The organism is Methylobacterium tardum (assembly GCF_023546765.1).
GTDB lineage: Bacteria > Pseudomonadota > Alphaproteobacteria > Rhizobiales > Beijerinckiaceae > Methylobacterium > Methylobacterium tardum.
Genome location: NZ_CP097484.1, coordinates 3211972 through 3227624, shown reverse-complemented (window position 1 = coordinate 3227624; position 15653 = coordinate 3211972). Strand labels below are relative to the sequence as shown.

The 15653-nt window shown below is 64.3% G+C and carries 13 protein-coding genes and 1 pseudogene; 9 read left to right on the top strand and 5 right to left on the bottom strand.

Annotated elements, in window-relative coordinates; all coding sequences use genetic code 11:
• Window positions 1-461 precede the first annotated feature (461 nt).
• From M6G65_RS15465 to M6G65_RS15455, 3 genes and pseudogenes are all read left to right on the top strand, one after another.
• A pseudogene (locus M6G65_RS15465) lies at window positions 462-1545 on the top strand (ABC transporter substrate-binding protein).
• A 10-nt stretch (window positions 1546-1555) separates the two neighbouring features.
• A complete protein-coding gene (locus M6G65_RS15460; RefSeq protein ID WP_373323678.1) occupies window positions 1556-2557 on the top strand; it encodes an ABC transporter permease in 1002 nt (333 codons plus the stop codon).
• Complete coding sequence (locus M6G65_RS15455) at window positions 2551-3351, top strand: ABC transporter ATP-binding protein (protein ID WP_238195278.1); 801 nt, start codon at window positions 2551-2553, stop codon at window positions 3349-3351. Before M6G65_RS15460 ends, M6G65_RS15455 begins: the two co-directional genes overlap by 7 nt.
• Before the next feature lie 264 nt (window positions 3352-3615).
• On the opposite strand, the gene M6G65_RS15450 is transcribed toward M6G65_RS15455, so the two are convergent.
• Window positions 3616-5307, bottom strand: coding sequence for an AMP-binding protein (locus M6G65_RS15450; protein WP_250104137.1), 1692 nt, complete (start codon window positions 5305-5307; stop codon window positions 3616-3618).
• A 410-nt stretch (window positions 5308-5717) separates the two neighbouring features.
• Window positions 5718-7265, bottom strand: a complete 1548-nt coding sequence (locus tag M6G65_RS15445) for a winged helix-turn-helix domain-containing protein (RefSeq protein ID WP_238195280.1) — start codon at window positions 7263-7265, stop codon at window positions 5718-5720.
• Window positions 7266-7783: 518 nt separating this feature from the next.
• On the opposite strand from M6G65_RS15445, the gene M6G65_RS15440 reads away from it, so the two are divergent.
• Window positions 7784-8335, top strand: a complete 552-nt coding sequence (locus M6G65_RS15440) for a hypothetical protein (protein ID WP_373323679.1) — start codon at window positions 7784-7786, stop codon at window positions 8333-8335.
• Between the two features lie 1213 nt (window positions 8336-9548).
• Here the strand turns inward: M6G65_RS15440 and M6G65_RS15435 are convergent.
• Window positions 9549-9746 (bottom strand): hypothetical protein, encoded by a 198-nt coding sequence (locus M6G65_RS15435; RefSeq protein ID WP_238195281.1) that lies wholly within the window; start codon window positions 9744-9746, stop codon window positions 9549-9551.
• Window positions 9747-9792: 46 nt separating this feature from the next.
• Here M6G65_RS15435 and M6G65_RS15430 point away from each other — a divergent pair, with 46 nt between their 5' ends.
• Window positions 9793-10062, top strand: coding sequence for a hypothetical protein (locus M6G65_RS15430; protein WP_238195282.1), 270 nt, complete (start codon window positions 9793-9795; stop codon window positions 10060-10062).
• Between the two features lie 197 nt (window positions 10063-10259).
• On the opposite strand, the gene M6G65_RS15425 is transcribed toward M6G65_RS15430, so the two are convergent.
• Entirely contained in the window at window positions 10260-10484 is a 225-nt protein-coding gene (locus M6G65_RS15425) for a hypothetical protein (RefSeq protein ID WP_238195283.1), read from the bottom strand.
• Between the two features lie 608 nt (window positions 10485-11092).
• Between M6G65_RS15425 and M6G65_RS15420 the strand changes: the two genes are divergently transcribed.
• On the top strand, window positions 11093-11668 hold the full coding sequence (locus M6G65_RS15420; protein ID WP_238195284.1) for a helix-turn-helix transcriptional regulator: 576 nt from the start codon (window positions 11093-11095) through the stop codon (window positions 11666-11668).
• A gap of 14 nt (window positions 11669-11682) precedes the next feature.
• Here the strand turns inward: M6G65_RS15420 and M6G65_RS15415 are convergent, their stop codons facing one another.
• Window positions 11683-11916: a hypothetical protein gene (locus tag M6G65_RS15415; protein ID WP_238195285.1), complete on the bottom strand. Its 234-nt coding sequence runs from the start codon at window positions 11914-11916 to the stop codon at window positions 11683-11685.
• Between the two features lie 686 nt (window positions 11917-12602).
• On the opposite strand from M6G65_RS15415, the gene M6G65_RS15410 reads away from it, so the two are divergent.
• From M6G65_RS15410 to M6G65_RS15400, 3 genes are all read left to right on the top strand, one after another.
• Entirely contained in the window at window positions 12603-13067 is a 465-nt protein-coding gene (locus M6G65_RS15410) for a response regulator (protein WP_238195286.1), read from the top strand.
• Window positions 13068-13204: 137 nt separating this feature from the next.
• Window positions 13205-13375: a hypothetical protein gene (locus tag M6G65_RS15405; protein ID WP_238195287.1), complete on the top strand. Its 171-nt coding sequence runs from the start codon at window positions 13205-13207 to the stop codon at window positions 13373-13375.
• A gap of 143 nt (window positions 13376-13518) precedes the next feature.
• Complete coding sequence (locus M6G65_RS15400; protein ID WP_238195288.1) at window positions 13519-14595, top strand: patatin-like phospholipase family protein; 1077 nt, start codon at window positions 13519-13521, stop codon at window positions 14593-14595.
• The last annotated feature ends 1058 nt before the right edge of the window (window positions 14596-15653 follow it).

The following is a 15653-nucleotide window of genomic DNA, read 5'->3' as shown; positions in this document are numbered from 1 at the left end:
CGATCGTCAATGAAGCGCAGTACTAAAAATCGACCGCTGAAAAGAAGATCGATCCATATGATTCGACAAATCCAGCACCGTTAAACCCGCCGCGTCAATCGATACACGGACTTCCCCCGCATACGGGTTCGCCAGCCTGTTCCGGGCAGGACTTTCGGCGCGAAGGTACGCGATCACCCGTACGCCGTGCACGGCGGTCGCCTCTGTAAGCATGACCGCGTGCAAATAAATCGTTCTTCCAACGCGGTCGTCGGCGCCCGATTCGTGCCGTACAAGGCCATTATTTCAAAACAGCGTTTTATTGACTTCCCGTCGGCGGGATTGAACATTGGATACATAGGCCGCCCTGAACGGCTGTCCCCAAATGATCGCTGCACGCTGATGCCCCGGCTGTGAGGTCGGGCGCAGAAGCGCGCCGCCACACCCTCCGCCGCGCGTGCCGCGGCGCTTCGGAGAGCGTCATGCGTGAAATGGCCCCGCGGCCCGGCTCAAACCCGTCGCGACGATTCCTGCTGCGTGCGGGGGCCGCGGCGGCAGCTCTGCCCTTCGGCTTCGCCGCGAGCAGCGGCCGCGCCTGGGCGCCGGGCCCGGGCACGCCGTTCGATCCCGGCCCCCTGTGCCGCCCGGCCGCCGCGGAGAACGCGCCCGGTCCGCTTAAGCCGATCAAGCTCGCCTGGAACGCCACCGCGATCTGCACAGCCGCGGCGCCGCTCGCCAAGGAGCGCGGGATCTTCGCGCAGCACGGCCTCGACGTGGAATTCGTCAATTTCGGCGGCTCCACCGAGGCCCTGCTGGAAGCCATCGCCACCGGCAAGGCCGATGCCGGCATCGGCATGGCCCTGCGCTGGCTCAAGCCGCTGGAACAGGGCTTCGACGTGAAGATCACCGCCGGCCTGCACGGCGGCTGCCTGCGGCTCCTGGGGGCGAAATCGGCTGGCGTCACCGACGTCGCCTCGCTCAAGGGCAAGACCATCGCCATCAGCGATCAGGCGAGCCCGGCCAAGAACTTCTTCGGCCTGTTGCTGGCGAAGGCCGGCATCAATCCCGAGACCGGTGTCGTGTGGCGGCAATATCCGGTGGACCTTCTGAACCTCGCCGTCGAGAAGGGCGAAGCCCAGGCGCTCGCCGATTCCGACCCGCGGACCTGGATCTGGCTGAAGGACCCGCGCTTCACCGAGGTCGCGACCAATCTGTCCGGCGAGTTCGCCGACCGCACCTGCTGCGTCGTGGCGGTGCGCGGCAGCCTGATCCGGAACGACCGCGCCGCCGCGGCGGCGTTCACCCGCGCCATCCTCGAAGGCGGGCACCGGGTCCATGCCGATCCGGAGGACGCGGCCCGCATCTTCTCCAGCTACGGCGGCAAAGGCTCGGAGGCGGATCTCGCGGCGATGCTGCGCAGCCAGCACCACGGCGCGCAACCCGTCGGAACCGACCTCAAGCGGCAGCTCCTCCTCTATAGAGGAGCTGAAGCAGGTGAACGTTTTCCGGCGTACCACCGACACGGCGAAATTCGCCGAGCGGGTCTACGCCGACGTGCTGAGCTGAGGACGCGGCGGTGGCGAGCCTGACCGACACCGCGGGTACCGCCCCGCTCCGCACCGCGCGCGCCCTGCCGGTGCCGCCCCTGCGGGCTCTCGGCGCCGGCGCGGCTTGGCTGGCGGTTGCTCTCGCAACCTTCCTCCTGCCGGAGGCAGGCGACTTCCCCGAGACGACCCGGTTCGCCGCCGTTGCGCTGGGCATCGGCGTGGCACTGCCGGTACTCGCCACCATCGCCGACCGCTTGGGCGGCCTGGGCATCCGCCTCGTCTACTGGACACCCTGGCTCACCGCTTTGGGCGTGGCGTTCCTCACCTGGGAGCTGGTTACAGCCAAGTTCGATCTCCTGCCGATGCCGTTCTTCCCACCGCCGCAGGCGATCCTGGAGGTGTTCATCGGGGACTGGCCGAAGCTCGGCGGCAGCATTCTGGCCTCGCTGGAGCTGCTCGCGGGCGGCTATCTGATCGGGGCGGCCGTAGGCTTCACCCTCGGCGTCGCGGTCGGCTGGTCTAAGGCGGTCGGATACTGGGCTCATCCGATCCTGCGCTTCCTCGGGCCGCTGCCCGCGACGGCCTGGCTGCCGATGGCGTTCTTCGTCTTCCCGTCCTCGTGGTCGGCGAGCACCTTCCTGATCGCCCTCGCGTCGGGCTTCCCGGTCACCGTGCTCACATGGTCGGGCGTCGCCGGCGTGAACAAGGCGTATCTCGACGTCGCCCGGACGCTCGGCGCCTCCCGGTTCTTCCTGATCCTGCGGGTCGCGATCCCGGCGGCTCTGCCGCATGTCTTCGTGGGCCTGTTCATGGGCCTGGGAGCGTCCTTCGCGGTGCTGGTCGTGGCCGAGATGCTCGGCGTGAAGTCCGGTCTCGGCTGGTACCTGCAATGGGCCCAAGGCTGGGCCGCCTACGCCAACATGGATGCTGCGCTGATCGTGATGGCGCTGATGTGCTCCGGACTGATCACCCTGCTGTTCCGCCTGCGGGACCGGGTGCTGTCGTGGCAGAAGGGGCTGGTGCAATGGTAGCGGCGATCCTGGAGCGGCCGGGCGTACAGCCGAAGCGCGACGCGGGCGGCAGCCGCCTGACGATCGAGGCGGTCAGTCACGCCTTCTCGATCCGCGGGGCCGCGCTCCCGGTGCTCGACCGGATCGGCCTCGACGTGCAGCCCGGCGAGTTCGTGGCCCTGCTCGGCGCCTCGGGCTGCGGCAAGTCCACCCTGCTGCGCCTCGTGGCCGGGCTGGAACCTCCGGATGCGGGTCGCATCACCGTCGACGGCGTCCCGGTGACCGGTCCGGATCCGGCCCGGCTCCTCGTGTTCCAGGACCCGACGCTCTACCCGTGGCGCACCTTGCGCGGGAACGTGCGCCTCGGCCTGGAGGCGCGGGGCATCGCCCGCGAGCGGGCGGCCCGGACCGATGCGGCCCTGCGCCTGGTCGGGCTCGAAGGCTTCGCCGATGTGTATCCGCACCAGCTCTCGGGCGGCATGGCGCAGCGGGCGGCTCTCGCCCGCGCGCTGGTGAACGAGCCGCGCCTGTTGCTCCTTGACGAGCCGCTGGGCAAGCTCGACGCGCTGACCCGCCTCGCCATGCAGGCGGAGCTGCTGCGGCTCTGGCAGGAGCAGCGCTTCACGGCGCTTCTGGTCACGCACGACGTGGAGGAAGCGCTCGTCCTGGCCCAGCGGGTGATCGTCCTGTCCCCACGCCCCGCTGCGTTCCGTGCCGAGATCCGGGTCGACCAGCGCTATCCGCGCCACCGGGACGATCCGGCCTTGGTCGCGCTGCGCCGGGAGATCCTCGGGATCCTGGGCCAAGCCGTGTGAGGCTTCCGCGCCGAACCCCGTCAGCCGTGTGACCGAGAAGCTCGCCGTCGCGCGTTTCGACCGGTTGCATTCGCGGGTCCTAGCGAGGCACGCAGCCCGAACGCCCCTGCGGCGATTCCGCCCGCCGAAGCGCAAATCAACATCCCGTCGGTCTCGACGCCACCGGCGCCCGTTAGGAACACGCGCCCGAGCTTGCCGATCGCGCGTCGATTCGATGATCGCCGAGAGCCGAGAGTGAACGTTATGACAGGGCCCGCTCGGCGCTTATGGCTGCGGGCGGCTGCCGAGTTCCAGGACGCGCTCGCGAAGAGCGCGGCGCAAGACTTTGCCGACCGGCGTCTTTGGGAGCGCGTCGAGAAAAATTACGCGGCGCGGCACCTTGTAAGCTGTCAACGAGGTCCGGGCGTGCGCGATCACAGCGGCTTCCGTGAGTTCGGGATCGCCCCGCACCACGCAGGCGACGATCGCCTCGCCCGAGCGCGCGTCCGGCACTGCGACCGCTGCCGCTTCCCGGATTCCCGGGTGGCGCAGTAGGACATCGTCGACTTCGCGCGGATACACATTGAACCCGCTGACGATCGCCATGTCCTTCTTCCGGTCCACGAGCGTGAGATACCCATCTGCGCTCATCGCCGCGATATCGCCCGTCGCCAAGAAGCCGCGGCTGTCAAGAACGCGGGCGGTCTCCTCCGGTTGCTTGTAATAGCCGCGCATGACCTGAGGGCCGCGAATGTGGATCTCACCGGGCTCGTCCGGCATCGCAGGCGTTCCATCGTCTCGGCGGATCTCGATCTCAGTCGAGCAGACCGGATAGCCGATTCCACCGCGCGGCACGCGGTGTCCGAACAGGTTCATGGCAGCAACACCAGCCACTTCGGTCAGCCCGTAGCCATCGATGATCGAGAGCCCGGTCGCCGCCCGCCAGGCTTCGGCAATGGCAGGCGGGAGGGGTGCCCCGCCGGAACAGCAGACAGCCGTCTCGCTGAAATCGACCTTCCGGATGCCAGGGTGTTGCGACAGCGCCTGATACAGGCTCGGCACGCCTGCGATGCTCCGCAAGCGGTGCCGTTGCATCTCCGCGACGAGACCATCGAGATCACGCGGGTTGGCGATCAGCACGCCGCAGCCGCCCAGGATGAAACGGTGAATGACTTGGCAAATGAGTGCGAGGGCGTGGTAGAGCGGCAGAGCAACGAGATACGTCTCTCCGCGCTCGGTCCCGATGGCCGCGAACCACGTTCCCAGGATCAGGGCATTCGCCAGCACGTTTCCGTGGGTCAGGATCGCGCCCTTGGCGAGTCCTGTTGTGCCGCCCGTGTATTGAAGCAGGGCAGCATCGTCGCTTCCGACCTCGACCTGCGGCACCCTAACTGCGGCCCGCGTCGAGACGATGCGGCGCCACCGGTGTGCGCTACTGATTTGCCAGGGCGGGATGATTTTTCGGACCCGGCGCACGACAAAGTTCGTCAGCATCCCCTTCGTGCGCCCGAGCTCATCGCCGATGCACGTGACGATCACGTTCGGTACTTCGACGAGGCGCAAAGCCTCCTGAAGCGTTGCACAGAAGTTTTCGAGCACGATGATCGTCTTCGCGCCGCTGTCGCGCAGTTGATGCGTCAGCTCGGGCGCGGTGTAGAGCGGGTTCACGTTGACGACGACGAGACCAGCCCTGACCACGCCGAAGAAGGCGATCGGGTATTGCAGCAGGTTCGGCAGCATGATCGCGACACGATCGCCCGCTCGCAACTTGAGGTCCCAGCGAAGATGATAGGCGAGCCGCGCTGAGGCTTCGTCCAGGCCACCGTAGGGGAGTTTGCGACCCATGCTGCTGAAGGCAGGGCGATCTCGGAAGCGAGCGACCGTTGCCTCGAACATTTGGACGAGCGAGGAGAACTGCGCGACGTCCGCATGTTCGGGAACCCCGGGATCGTAATGGGCGAGCCAAGCTTTGCTCATGCCAGCCTCCTTGAGAACGCGATGGCGCGTCAGCTCCGCTGACTAGCGGCGGCATCCGCCGCACGTCCTGAAAGGATCCTGATGCTTTTCTGATCTTCCCAGAAGGACTGAACTCCTCTGATGTTCAGCCAAGCGGGTTGTACCGAGGTGGACTAAGCGGTCCGGCTTGGCAGGTCCGGCTCGCTGTCTGGAGCAACCGCAAAGTATCGGCTCATCATCGTGCCGTGGGCCGGGACCGTCGCCATGAGCGCGGAGAAGCCGACGGGCCTGCCGATGTCGGCACAGCCTCCATGCCCCCATGTGGTAGGTCTCGTGCCAGAAGCCGGTCCGATAGCCGGCAAACCGGCTGACGCTTCGGCAGGCGTCCCGATCGGTCGTGTCGAGGCGCGATCCCAAAGCCGGCGCGGTCCTCAGCCGGGTAGCCCGGCCACGCGCAGGTGGTGGCTGAACCGTTCCGCCATGCCTGGGTCATGCCGGTAAGCGTTCGCCACCCTCGGAAGAGCGAGGCTGAACTTTGCGCTCCGGTGCAAGAGATCCGAGATCCATGTTGACGCTTCATCCCTGCGTCCCAGAGCGACGCACGAGGCGGCTGCCATGACGTAAGCCATAAGGTAGCTCGGACTCCTGAAGCTGGCCTCGGTCGCGTTCCGGACCGCCTCATCGAAGCGGTCCAGAGCATAGAGGGGGCTTGCGGCCACGCCCTGGAAGAAGCCGGGTGCCAAGGGGCTTAGGCCGATGGCGCGATCGATGCTGGCGAGAGCGGCGGCGTAGCGGCCCATCGCGGTTTGGGCCAGGCTGAGGAAGGCCAGAGCCAGGGCATCGCCCGGACTGAGAGCAACGCCGCGTTCGGCAGCAATCAAAGCCTCTTCGCACCGGCCTGTCACCAGGAGAGCATAGCTCAGGGCGCGGTGGCCGATCGGTAGCGAAGAGTCGAGCTCCAGCCCATGACGGATTGCCTGCACGGCGTCTGCCAGCCGCTCCGGACCAGCTTCACCGGAGATCGCCATGCCGGCATCCGTCGCGATACAGAAGCCACGCGCGATGTGCCCCGGCGCATAGGTGGGATCCAGGGCAACAGCCCGCTCGACCTCCTCCAGCGCCGCCATGACGCCAGCGTGGCTGAACTGCAGCATGTGCGCGAGTGCTTGGAGCGTGAGCTCGTAGACGTCGAGGCTTGCCGGCGGGCGACGCAGGCTTGCAGCCTGCTCGTGGCTCTGAAGGCCCGAGAACAAGGTACCGGCGATCCGTGCCACCAGCTCATCCTGCACCTCGTAGACCTCGCCCGCCGCAAAGGCGTAGCGTTCTGCCCAAACGTGGCTATTCGAGGAGCCCTCCACGAGCTGCGCGTTGACGATCATACGCTCGCCGGCGCGCCGAATGCTGCCTTCAAGCACGTAGCGCACGTCGAGGAGTCGCGCGACATCCGCCGCCGTTCCGCCGCTCGACTTGGCTGCGAAGGAGCTTTGGCGCGCGATGACGGTGATGTTCCGATTGCGGGCAAGCTCCGTGATGATGTCCTCGGCAAAGCCCGCCCCCAAAGCCCCGAAGGTGCCTGGACCGTCCGTGAACTCATCGAAGGGCAGAACGGCGATGCTCGGCCAGAAGCTCATTGGAGCCCGGACTTCGATGCGTACGGCGTCTGCGGGCTTTGGCGCGTCGGGCAGCACCAGCATGTAGCCGCGCCGTGGGATGGTTCGGATGAGGTTCCGCGCATCCGAGCCCAAAACCTTGCGGATCTCCGAGATGCAGCGGGTAAGAGAGTCTTCCGTGACGATGACGCCGGGCCAGCAATCGGTGAGGAGCGCATCCTTACTGACGAGATCGCCCGCGCTTGCAGCAAGTCGCCGCAACACGTCGAAGGAGCGGGGACGCAGTTCCCGCCGCTGGCCGTCCTTCCCGATGACCTGCTCGCGCCGGAGATCGATTGCGACATCGAAGAGCGTGATGCTGTCGATCATCGAGGACCGATCCATGTCCACCGTTTTGCTGATAGCAATCACCATATGTTCAGAAACTCAAGGCGAGCGGCCGACATCCGAGTGTCAGGAAGCAGACTTCCAGATGCCCCTAGCCGCCGATGATACTGCCACTCGACAACAGTCATAATCGGTTCAACCAAAGCGCCGCTCTGACCGGCTAAATCGATTGCTCCTCGCCCGTGGCGCCAGCAGTGTTCTGCCTTTGCGGCCAAGCTGACGCCTTCTCGGCTACTGGTGCGAGAGGCCAACGGCGAAGCCCCCCAATTCGTGCGGTGCGCACCACGGGCAGCAGACCCGAAGAGGGTGCGCAGCGAAAGTCCCGGAATCTCGACGCGAGTTCGGAAGCTTTCAGAACATTTCAGCGATCCTGCCGGGACGTTCAGCGCCATCCATGGTGATTTGCATCCTGAAGGTTCACCGAATGTGCCTTCATGCCCAGTGTGCAGGTCGCGCCGGAACAGCGTTTGCGATTTGCACCAACCGATATAGGAGGTCGCATGAGCAAGGATCTGTTGCTGCCCGCGATGTTGCTTGGACAGCGCCGCCCTCCGAGGGGCCGCACAATGACGCTTGCCGCTATCGTCGGCGCTGCGATAGCTTTCGTGGCCCCTGCGCTCGCAATGCCGATGGGCGGTCATTACACGGGGCACGTCGATAATCAGACACCCCGCCCGGTCGGGCTGAATGAGGTGGAGATCCAGCAGACGGCGTCCGGAATGAATACGGGCCCCGGTACGCCGCTCGACGGCGCCAAGGTGCAGTGGGTCGAGACGGTGACGCTCAAGAATGGGCAGGGGCCCGTCCGTGGCACCATCACGTTCACAACGCCTTCCGGTGCAACATCAAGCGCCTACAAAGGCGTAGCCACGACCGATCCTCAGGGGCGGGTCAGTGCGCGAGGCACTTACCAAGTCACCAGTGGCACCGGTGACTTAGCCGGGGTGAAGGGCAATGGTGATTTTTCGGTTGCTTACACGTCGAAGGCGGACTTCGCGGGAGAGTGGCGGGGCGAGGTTCAATTGCCCGGGCAGAAATCATCGAAGCGGTGATCACAAAAACGGTTCTCTGCAGGACAACGCAAAGGGCCGTCTATGTGCCGGCCAGTCGGCTCCGACGAACAGCCTTGCGCACAGTGTAATCATTATGACCTGCAGCCAAGCCCATGATCTTCAGGGCCGCGGTGTAGACCACGCGTCTTGGTGGGCACGTAGCGGCTGATCGAACTTGGCCGAAAGCAGCTCGGTGCTCCTCCGGTAAGGCGTGCAGGAATACGGGCCGGAGAGGCTGAGCCGCTTTCGACCCGGCGCGGGCCAGACGGCAGCAAAGATGATTCCTGCTTCAGAGCAGCCTGTCAGACCGCATGTATGGCCGAATTGGGCGCAAAGCAGATCATCGGCTTTTCGGCGGCAGCTCAATGACAGCTCAACACCTCGAACCAACCTTGATTAGCGGCCTGTATGTCACCGGTTTTGGGAGACCACGGCGATCTTCGGCATGCCTGACAAGGGTCGGAAATAAACTGTCCTGTGTGGATGGCTTTCGAAGTGCATGGGGATTTGTGACGAATCAGCGTTTCGATCGGGCGCCGTGCGGGCCGCTACATCGGCAATTGGCTGTTCTAAGCGGCAGTGGCTCAGCGGATCTTGAATACCCCCGTGGTCGCGACGAACCGGGTGCCCTTCGGATATGCCTGGTCGGCCCTCCGGACTCATGCACAAATCTTCGGTCGGCTGGGGGGCGACGTCATCGCGTTCAGCGAGTGACCCTGCACAACTTTGAAAATGGACCACCCCGTGGGTGCCGATCAGGTGCAATTCGATAGAGGCGAGCGCCGCGCCCTCGGCTTGATGCTCAGACGAAGACATCAGTTCGCCCCCTCAGGATCCTCTGGGCTGCACGTAGCCCTGGCCGATGAGCCTTTTCAGCGTTCGCCATTCTCGCGCGCCAGTCGCATCGCTCGCAACTTTGCCGTCCGCTCGTCCACCGCGCGTTGCTCAACCTCGACCTGCGGCCAGACCCTGCCGGCGTTCTTCTGCCGAGCCTCCTTCCTCGCCCGCATGGTCTCGCGATGGCCTACGACGTGGCCTGGCAGCTCTGACATCGATGCTCCTCTCAACCTGTGGGCGAGGGAAGTAGGGCGCAATTCTACTCTCTCGGCAGGCCGACCAAATTAGGCTGGATCGGCTATAAGGTTCCTCAGCCGCACGGCCGACTGTCAGCCCGTCCCGTCAATGAAGGGGACGCCGGGAGCTTCTAGGACGACTACCACGCCCGCAGCAGGTGCCCACCGGCCAGCACGACGACAATGAGGGTCACGACTGTGACGGCGACCTTCTCCAGGCCGGCCACGTGGTAGGGGCTACGCCGACGGGTCCGGGGCCTCAGGGCGACGATCTTCGGATTCGACAGGTGCTGGGTCAGGCTATCAGGCAGCCTACGCTTCGTTCGTCCACGGCGCATGCTCACCTCCCTATGGGCGCTTCGTCGCGTTGGAGCCCTGCTTCAGGTGCACCACGACGTCATCGCCCCTCGTTACAGGGCCGGCCTCTTCAAGCCGTTCGGCGACCCGCATTATCACGTGCTCGACCGATTGCGGCCAAGCCACATCGTTGTCCAGAAGCATCCTGGCGGCGCGGACGAGCATCCTGAACTGCTCTGGCGGTATCGACGTACCCGCCTCGTGCTGTTGAAGGATGCGGTCGGCAATGGCTGCCGCCAGTCCGGCAACCTCAGCCATCTTCTCGGGCTGACCGCTGCCGCTGGTCATTTCACGTAGCCCCTCGCCTTTAGGTGATCGGCGAGGATCTCGAGGATTGCCTCCGGTCGGAGCAGTTTAGGATCTGCCATGCCCGCGATCCGGGCGCGGAGATGAGGCTTAAGACATGACGGCAGATGTGTCGCTGCTGCGTGGCCTTCATGGGTCACTAAGTCGCTCTGGCGCCTCAAGAGATCTTCAGAAAAGTCTTTCACGCTTCAGACTTCCGTGCCGAAGCTGCCCGCGCCATGACCCGCACGAACCTGTTCATGCTCGTCGGTAAGGGCGAGCTCAATGTTGCCGATAGCCGTCTGGATCCGCAGAAACTCGGAAATGAATGAGGATGCGTTGGTTGCGACAAGCATGGTGTCGATCACCTGCCGGCGTTCCTCGCGGAGCTTGTCCCGGACCTTGTGCAGCTTGCCGACGTGATCCTCGGCCATCGCCCTCTTGCTCCAACAGGATCGTGTTCCATCCGTGTTGCGTGGACCAGCCTACGCCCAGTTGTGACTCGTTGTAAAACCACAACTCGTATTGCAGCGCGTTGCAGGCCTTGCGGAACGCGTTGAGGCAACGAAAAACCCGCCAAGTCATTGACCGGGGGGTAAAGATTGTGGTAGCGAGGGAGGGATTTGAACCCCCGACACAAGGATTATGATTCGAACGCGAGCACGGCTAAGTCATTGATAGGGCAGGGGTTGCCAGGGTACTGCGCTAGCACCGCGCTACATCTTAACTGCCACGTCATCCCTTCTTCGGCCCTGAAAGCGCGACGAGTTGGCCGTGCTCAACGCTTTGTGCGGCCACGATGTAAATGTGACCGCGCTGGCACGATGGCCGAAGGCTGTGGCCGGCGGCGCCCCGTAACCGCCAAGGGTGCCAAAGAACAGAGCCGGCTCGCCGGATCAGAACCATGCGCAAACCAGCCCCCGACCGCACTGCCCCCATATCAGTGTACCCTATTTGGGGGATGCGCAGCGGAAATCGCCACGCTCTATCTAATTTTGAACGCTTCTAGAAATTGGGTGGAAGCTGCAAAAGGCCATAGACCATGCTGGTGGGCATGCCCCTGCTGCGTGTGTTCGACCGCATGGGATGCGGTGGCATCATCCTGTCGACCTGTGGTCAAGTCCTTGCGACCAATACCGGCGCCCGGCGCATCCTACAGCAGCTATTTCATCTCGATGAAGCAGCAGTTTCCGCGCTTAACGGCTCTGGACGCGAGGTCGTCAAGCAGTTGCTCGGGCGAGGCCGCACCCGCGTTCACTTCGAAAGCGAGAACTGGATCCTGATCGAGCGAGCCGGTCAGAGACCTTTAATCATGAACTTCGTGCCCGTTCCGGTGCTGAGCGAGGACGGCCCACATTCGGTGCTGCTCCTGATTGACCTCGACGCAACACCACTCCCCAGCACAGGCTGTTTGGAGCAGATCTTCGGCCTGACCCCGGCCGAAGCGAGGCTGACGCTGCTTCTGGTTGGGGGCAAGACACTCGACGAGATAGCGCAGAAGCTGCACCTTAGCGTCGCAACCGTGCGAACTCAGCTCAAGGCCGTGTTCGAGAAGACGCACACACATCGCCAGGCCGAGCTATTGGTACTGGTCTCGCGCTTGGCGGCACTGCCCTGAGCCTTCAGCGGTCCCTACTCTGCAAAGCGCTCCCGCACCCAATTGGCCGCGGATGACAGCGTGTCGAAGAACATGGCTTCGTGATTACAAGGACCGAAGCCAGCCTGCATGAACCAGCCATGATCAGTCGGCAGGAGGACCGCGGCCAAGCATTGATCGGCAAAGACGAGGTGCGCATCCTCGGAAGCCTGCCGTGTCGCAGCGCAGACCTCTGTGAAGCTCACCTCAACACGCCCGTCGACATTCATAGACGCGCTCCCGATCATCGGGCCGGCCCGGCAGCCTCGCTTCGAAACCCAGCTTAGCGCAATCTGACATCTGCCAGATTGATTTGCCATCCATCATTTAGGGCAAAATATGTTGCTGGTCCGTAAGTAGGTGACCGCGCTGAGGCGCCTGCAGTACGATGGCTATCGTCAGACGAAGGCAACCGGCGGCGATCCAGGCCCTGTCACAACTAGGTATGCCGAACAAGAAGATTGCCCAAGCGACCGGGCGTACGCAGCGGCTGATGGTCCAGCTGTTCGCGTTCAGAAGCGGATGAAGTCGGACTCAGGCGGAGGTGGCATGTTCCACCTGGAGGACCAGACGAGGCCGTCCTCTACAGCGTCTGTGAGGATCCCAACTCCCGGCAGGTCAGCCAAGAAAAGACCCATGGCACGGCTGGCGGCCTCAATCGCTTCGCTTACACCGCATGCCTCGATTGTCTCAGAGGCGATGTCGACGCTTCCATGAGCCCGGCTCCGGGCGATGCGCAACCGATATTGCATTCGAATCAATAACTCAAGTTAAATAACTCTATCTGTGACGCGCGTTGCGATCCAAAAATCACGAAAGCAGCATAAAATCAATATTCATAGAGGCTTACGGGCCCTGATCAGTGCGAAATGCCACTAGGGGGCGCATTCTGCAGCCAAACGCAACCTGAAGTCGCTTGATCGTATCCGGCGACACCAGTATTGCTTTGCCGGGAACCGGCCCAGATGGGAGTATTTGGGTAATGTCTCCGGCGCATGATCGCACACACAACGGCAGTCCATCGGTTCTTATTGTCGACGATGAAATTATCGAGAGGACTTCTACGGCGGAGACATTGAAAAATGCCGGATTTTACACCGTTGACGCCTGCAATGTGGCCGAGGCTGTTTTCGCACTCGAAATGGTAAGCGGCATCCGTGTTGTGCTCACAGACATTGATCTACGAGATAGTCTCGATGGGATCGTGTTGGCCGCTTGCGTCGACAGGCGCTGGCCCAGTGTCGGCATCATCATGACGTCGGGCAAGATTGAGCCTATGCCGGGGGATGTGCCGAGCCGGGCATGCTTCCTGCGGAAACCCTACTGCGAAGCGAGAATGCTGGCGACCGTTCGTGGAATGATTGAGCAGAGTGTACCTTGAAGTGTCGGGCTGAAGCGGAAAAGTCGGACGATCGCTCAGCGGCTATCCGGCAGACACTTTCCGAAGCGCTGGAGCAGGCGCCGGCCGGCGGGTTGGCGCGTCCTATCAGCGGATCCGCGATCACCGGGCAGACGCACATGGCGCGCTACATGAGGCCGCTGCTGGAGCCCATCCAGAAGGGCGGGATCGACCCCTCCTTCATCATCTGCCACCGCTCGACGGACCTGGAGGAAGGACCCGCCCTCCACGAGGCGTTCCGGAACAAGACCGACAATCGCACCAAGGTCGTGTTCAAGCCGCACGACTGATGCCAAACCGGGCGTAGACGCGAGAGCGGGTGCCCGCCGGCGGCTGGCGAGGCACCCGCTTCGAGAACCTGCGCGGGCCCGGTGACCTCGGCGGCGCTGTCCGGGTTATGAGCAGGGATAGCCATCAAAGCACGAAAGCTAGGATGCCGGATCACGCACGCGACCTCGCCCTTGTCTTCGCCGGCGGCAACGCCGTCGGCGCCTATCATGCCGGAGCCTACGAGGCGCTGCACGACAGCGGCCTTCGGCCGGATTGGGTCGTCGGCGCCTCCATCGGCGCCGTGACCGCCGCCATCGTCGCGGGCAACGCCCCCGAGGACAGGGTCACCAAGCTCCGGATGTTCTGGGACGAGGCGACGCAAGGTACGGGGCCGAGCCCGACCGGCCTGCTCAAACCACGCCAAGTCTACAACGGACTGCACGCCCTCCTGGCGCTCGCCTGGGGGCGCCCGAGCATCTTCGGCCACCGGCTTCCCGGCCTGTGGTCGGCCTTGCCGTGGGTGCCGAACGACGTGGCGCTGTTCGACAACGCTCCCCTTCTGCGGACTTTGGAGCGTCTCGTCGACTTCGAGCGGCTGAACCGCGGCGGCACGCGCCTGACGGTCGGTTGCGTCGACATCGAAACTGGGGAGGAGGTCTACTTCGACACCGCGCGCCAGGAGGTCCGGCCCGAGCACATCCTCGCGAGTACGGCCATTCTTCCGGCCTTCCCGCCCGTGGAGGTGGACGGGCGCGTCCTGTGCGACGCCGGCTACACGAACAACCTGCCTCTCGACCCGCTCTTCAGGACCGAGCCGGAGCGGGACCTCCTGTGCATCGCCTCGGATCTGTTCAGCCTACAGGCCCGCCGCCCTGCTTCCCTCGATGCGGTGCTGGAACGGGCCAACGACCTCATCTTTGCCAGTGCGCCGCGCCGGGCAATCGCAGGCCTGAGGCGCGAGTACGAGTTGCGGCAACGGCTCGATCCCACCGGGCCTGCGGTCACGCTGCTCCACCTCGTCTACCGTGCAGGCGCGGACCAACTCGCGGCTAAAAGCTTTGACTTCTCGCCCTCCTCGATCCGCGACCGCTGGGCCGCGGGCGGACGCGACGCGGTCCATGGTCTTGGGCTGCTGACCCAGGGCGCGCGCGGAAACGGCCGCTTCGAGTACCTCTCCCTCCTCGACAGCCTCGGTCCAGCCAAGGACGCGAAGCCTCAGGCCGCCTCGTCGAGGCCGTAGCCGCGGCAATGCTGAAGGTAGCCGACCACGTGCCGGCCGGCGAGCACGACCACCCTCTACTACAGCCGGCAGCAGGCGGCCTGAGCATTATGAAGCCAGACTTCCAGCCCGCGCCGCGTCCGCGGCCCTTGATTCCGCTCGAGGACGGCTAGCAACTCGCGGTGGCCACCGGCGACCTGGGCTTCACCCGGCCCTTGTCCGCGGCCGGGCCCGGGCCGAGGAGCTGGTACCGTCACTGGCTGAGCCTGCGCCGGCTGCAGGCCCGTCTACCAGACACCCAGAGCCCCACTTGCCCCACCTGCCGCAGCTAAAGGTACCGCCCCTTGATTCGAAGGGCCGGCTCCGATTTGGACAGCGCTGCGACAGGAGGCGCTAAACCGCCGGGTGACCGTCAAGCACCTGGTGCTCGAGGCGCTGGCCGCGAAGGGCTACACCGTGGATCTAGCCGCGGTGCCAGAGCATGAGAGATGCCTGCGAAGGTCGACGCCGCCATCCTCGCCGCGCTGGTCGTTGCCTTCGGCGCGGCTGCGGCCGGTGCAGTTAGTGGGCCGGGCCCGAATGATCATCGCGTGCTTACTTATCGGCCTGTCCAGCGTATCCGCCGGGATCGGGTCCGCCGTGGCAGCCCTGGAGCGCGCATGGTCCAAATGGGTGCGGAAGGGAAGGGTCTAAGCGCGCGAACGGGCCGCCCCCAGGTTTAAGCTGAGGGCAGCCCGGGGCTTGCAGGGGAAATGTAGTAAGTTCCTCTTTTCTTGTCGGACAATGATCCAAACCCGACAGATCACATCGTATTCCCGCCTTCATCCGCGCTAAAACTACTGTCGATTTCCCATTCTTCACTGTTTAAGACAGCTATGCCATTAGCTAGACTGCATCTAGATGCGTGTGCCGGAGCACCTCCGTCGGAAGCGGAATATGACGGCTTGCCTCCAGGCAGCGAAAACAATGCTGCCAGGAGGAACGACACTGGAATGAGTCGTGATTTCTGTGTTCTCAACCGTTGCCTCGATGGCGGTGGCAACGACCGTCCTGACGCTGATAGCGTCTTAGCAGTTTGG

What these genes read in the sequence shown, in the direction of transcription:
- M6G65_RS15425 (WP_238195283.1), bottom strand. Translation starts at nt 10,484, where the DNA reads ATGGCCGAGGATCACGTCGGCAAGCTGCACAAGGTCCGGGACAAGCTC.
- M6G65_RS15420 (WP_238195284.1), top strand. Translation starts at nt 11,093, where the DNA reads ATGCTGGTGGGCATGCCCCTGCTGCGTGTGTTCGACCGCATGGGATGC.
- M6G65_RS15405 (WP_238195287.1), top strand. Translation starts at nt 13,205, where the DNA reads ATGGCGCGCTACATGAGGCCGCTGCTGGAGCCCATCCAGAAGGGCGGG.
- M6G65_RS15445 (WP_238195280.1), bottom strand. Translation starts at nt 7,265, where the DNA reads ATGATCGACAGCATCACGCTCTTCGATGTCGCAATCGATCTCCGGCGC.
- M6G65_RS15450 (WP_250104137.1), bottom strand. Translation starts at nt 5,307, where the DNA reads ATGAGCAAAGCTTGGCTCGCCCATTACGATCCCGGGGTTCCCGAACAT.
- M6G65_RS15455 (WP_238195278.1), top strand. Translation starts at nt 2,551, where the DNA reads ATGGTAGCGGCGATCCTGGAGCGGCCGGGCGTACAGCCGAAGCGCGAC.
- M6G65_RS15435 (WP_238195281.1), bottom strand. Translation starts at nt 9,746, where the DNA reads ATGCGCCGTGGACGAACGAAGCGTAGGCTGCCTGATAGCCTGACCCAG.
- M6G65_RS15440 (WP_373323679.1), top strand. Translation starts at nt 7,784, where the DNA reads ATGAGCAAGGATCTGTTGCTGCCCGCGATGTTGCTTGGACAGCGCCGC.
- M6G65_RS15400 (WP_238195288.1), top strand. Translation starts at nt 13,519, where the DNA reads ATGCCGGATCACGCACGCGACCTCGCCCTTGTCTTCGCCGGCGGCAAC.
- M6G65_RS15415 (WP_238195285.1), bottom strand. Translation starts at nt 11,916, where the DNA reads ATGAATGTCGACGGGCGTGTTGAGGTGAGCTTCACAGAGGTCTGCGCT.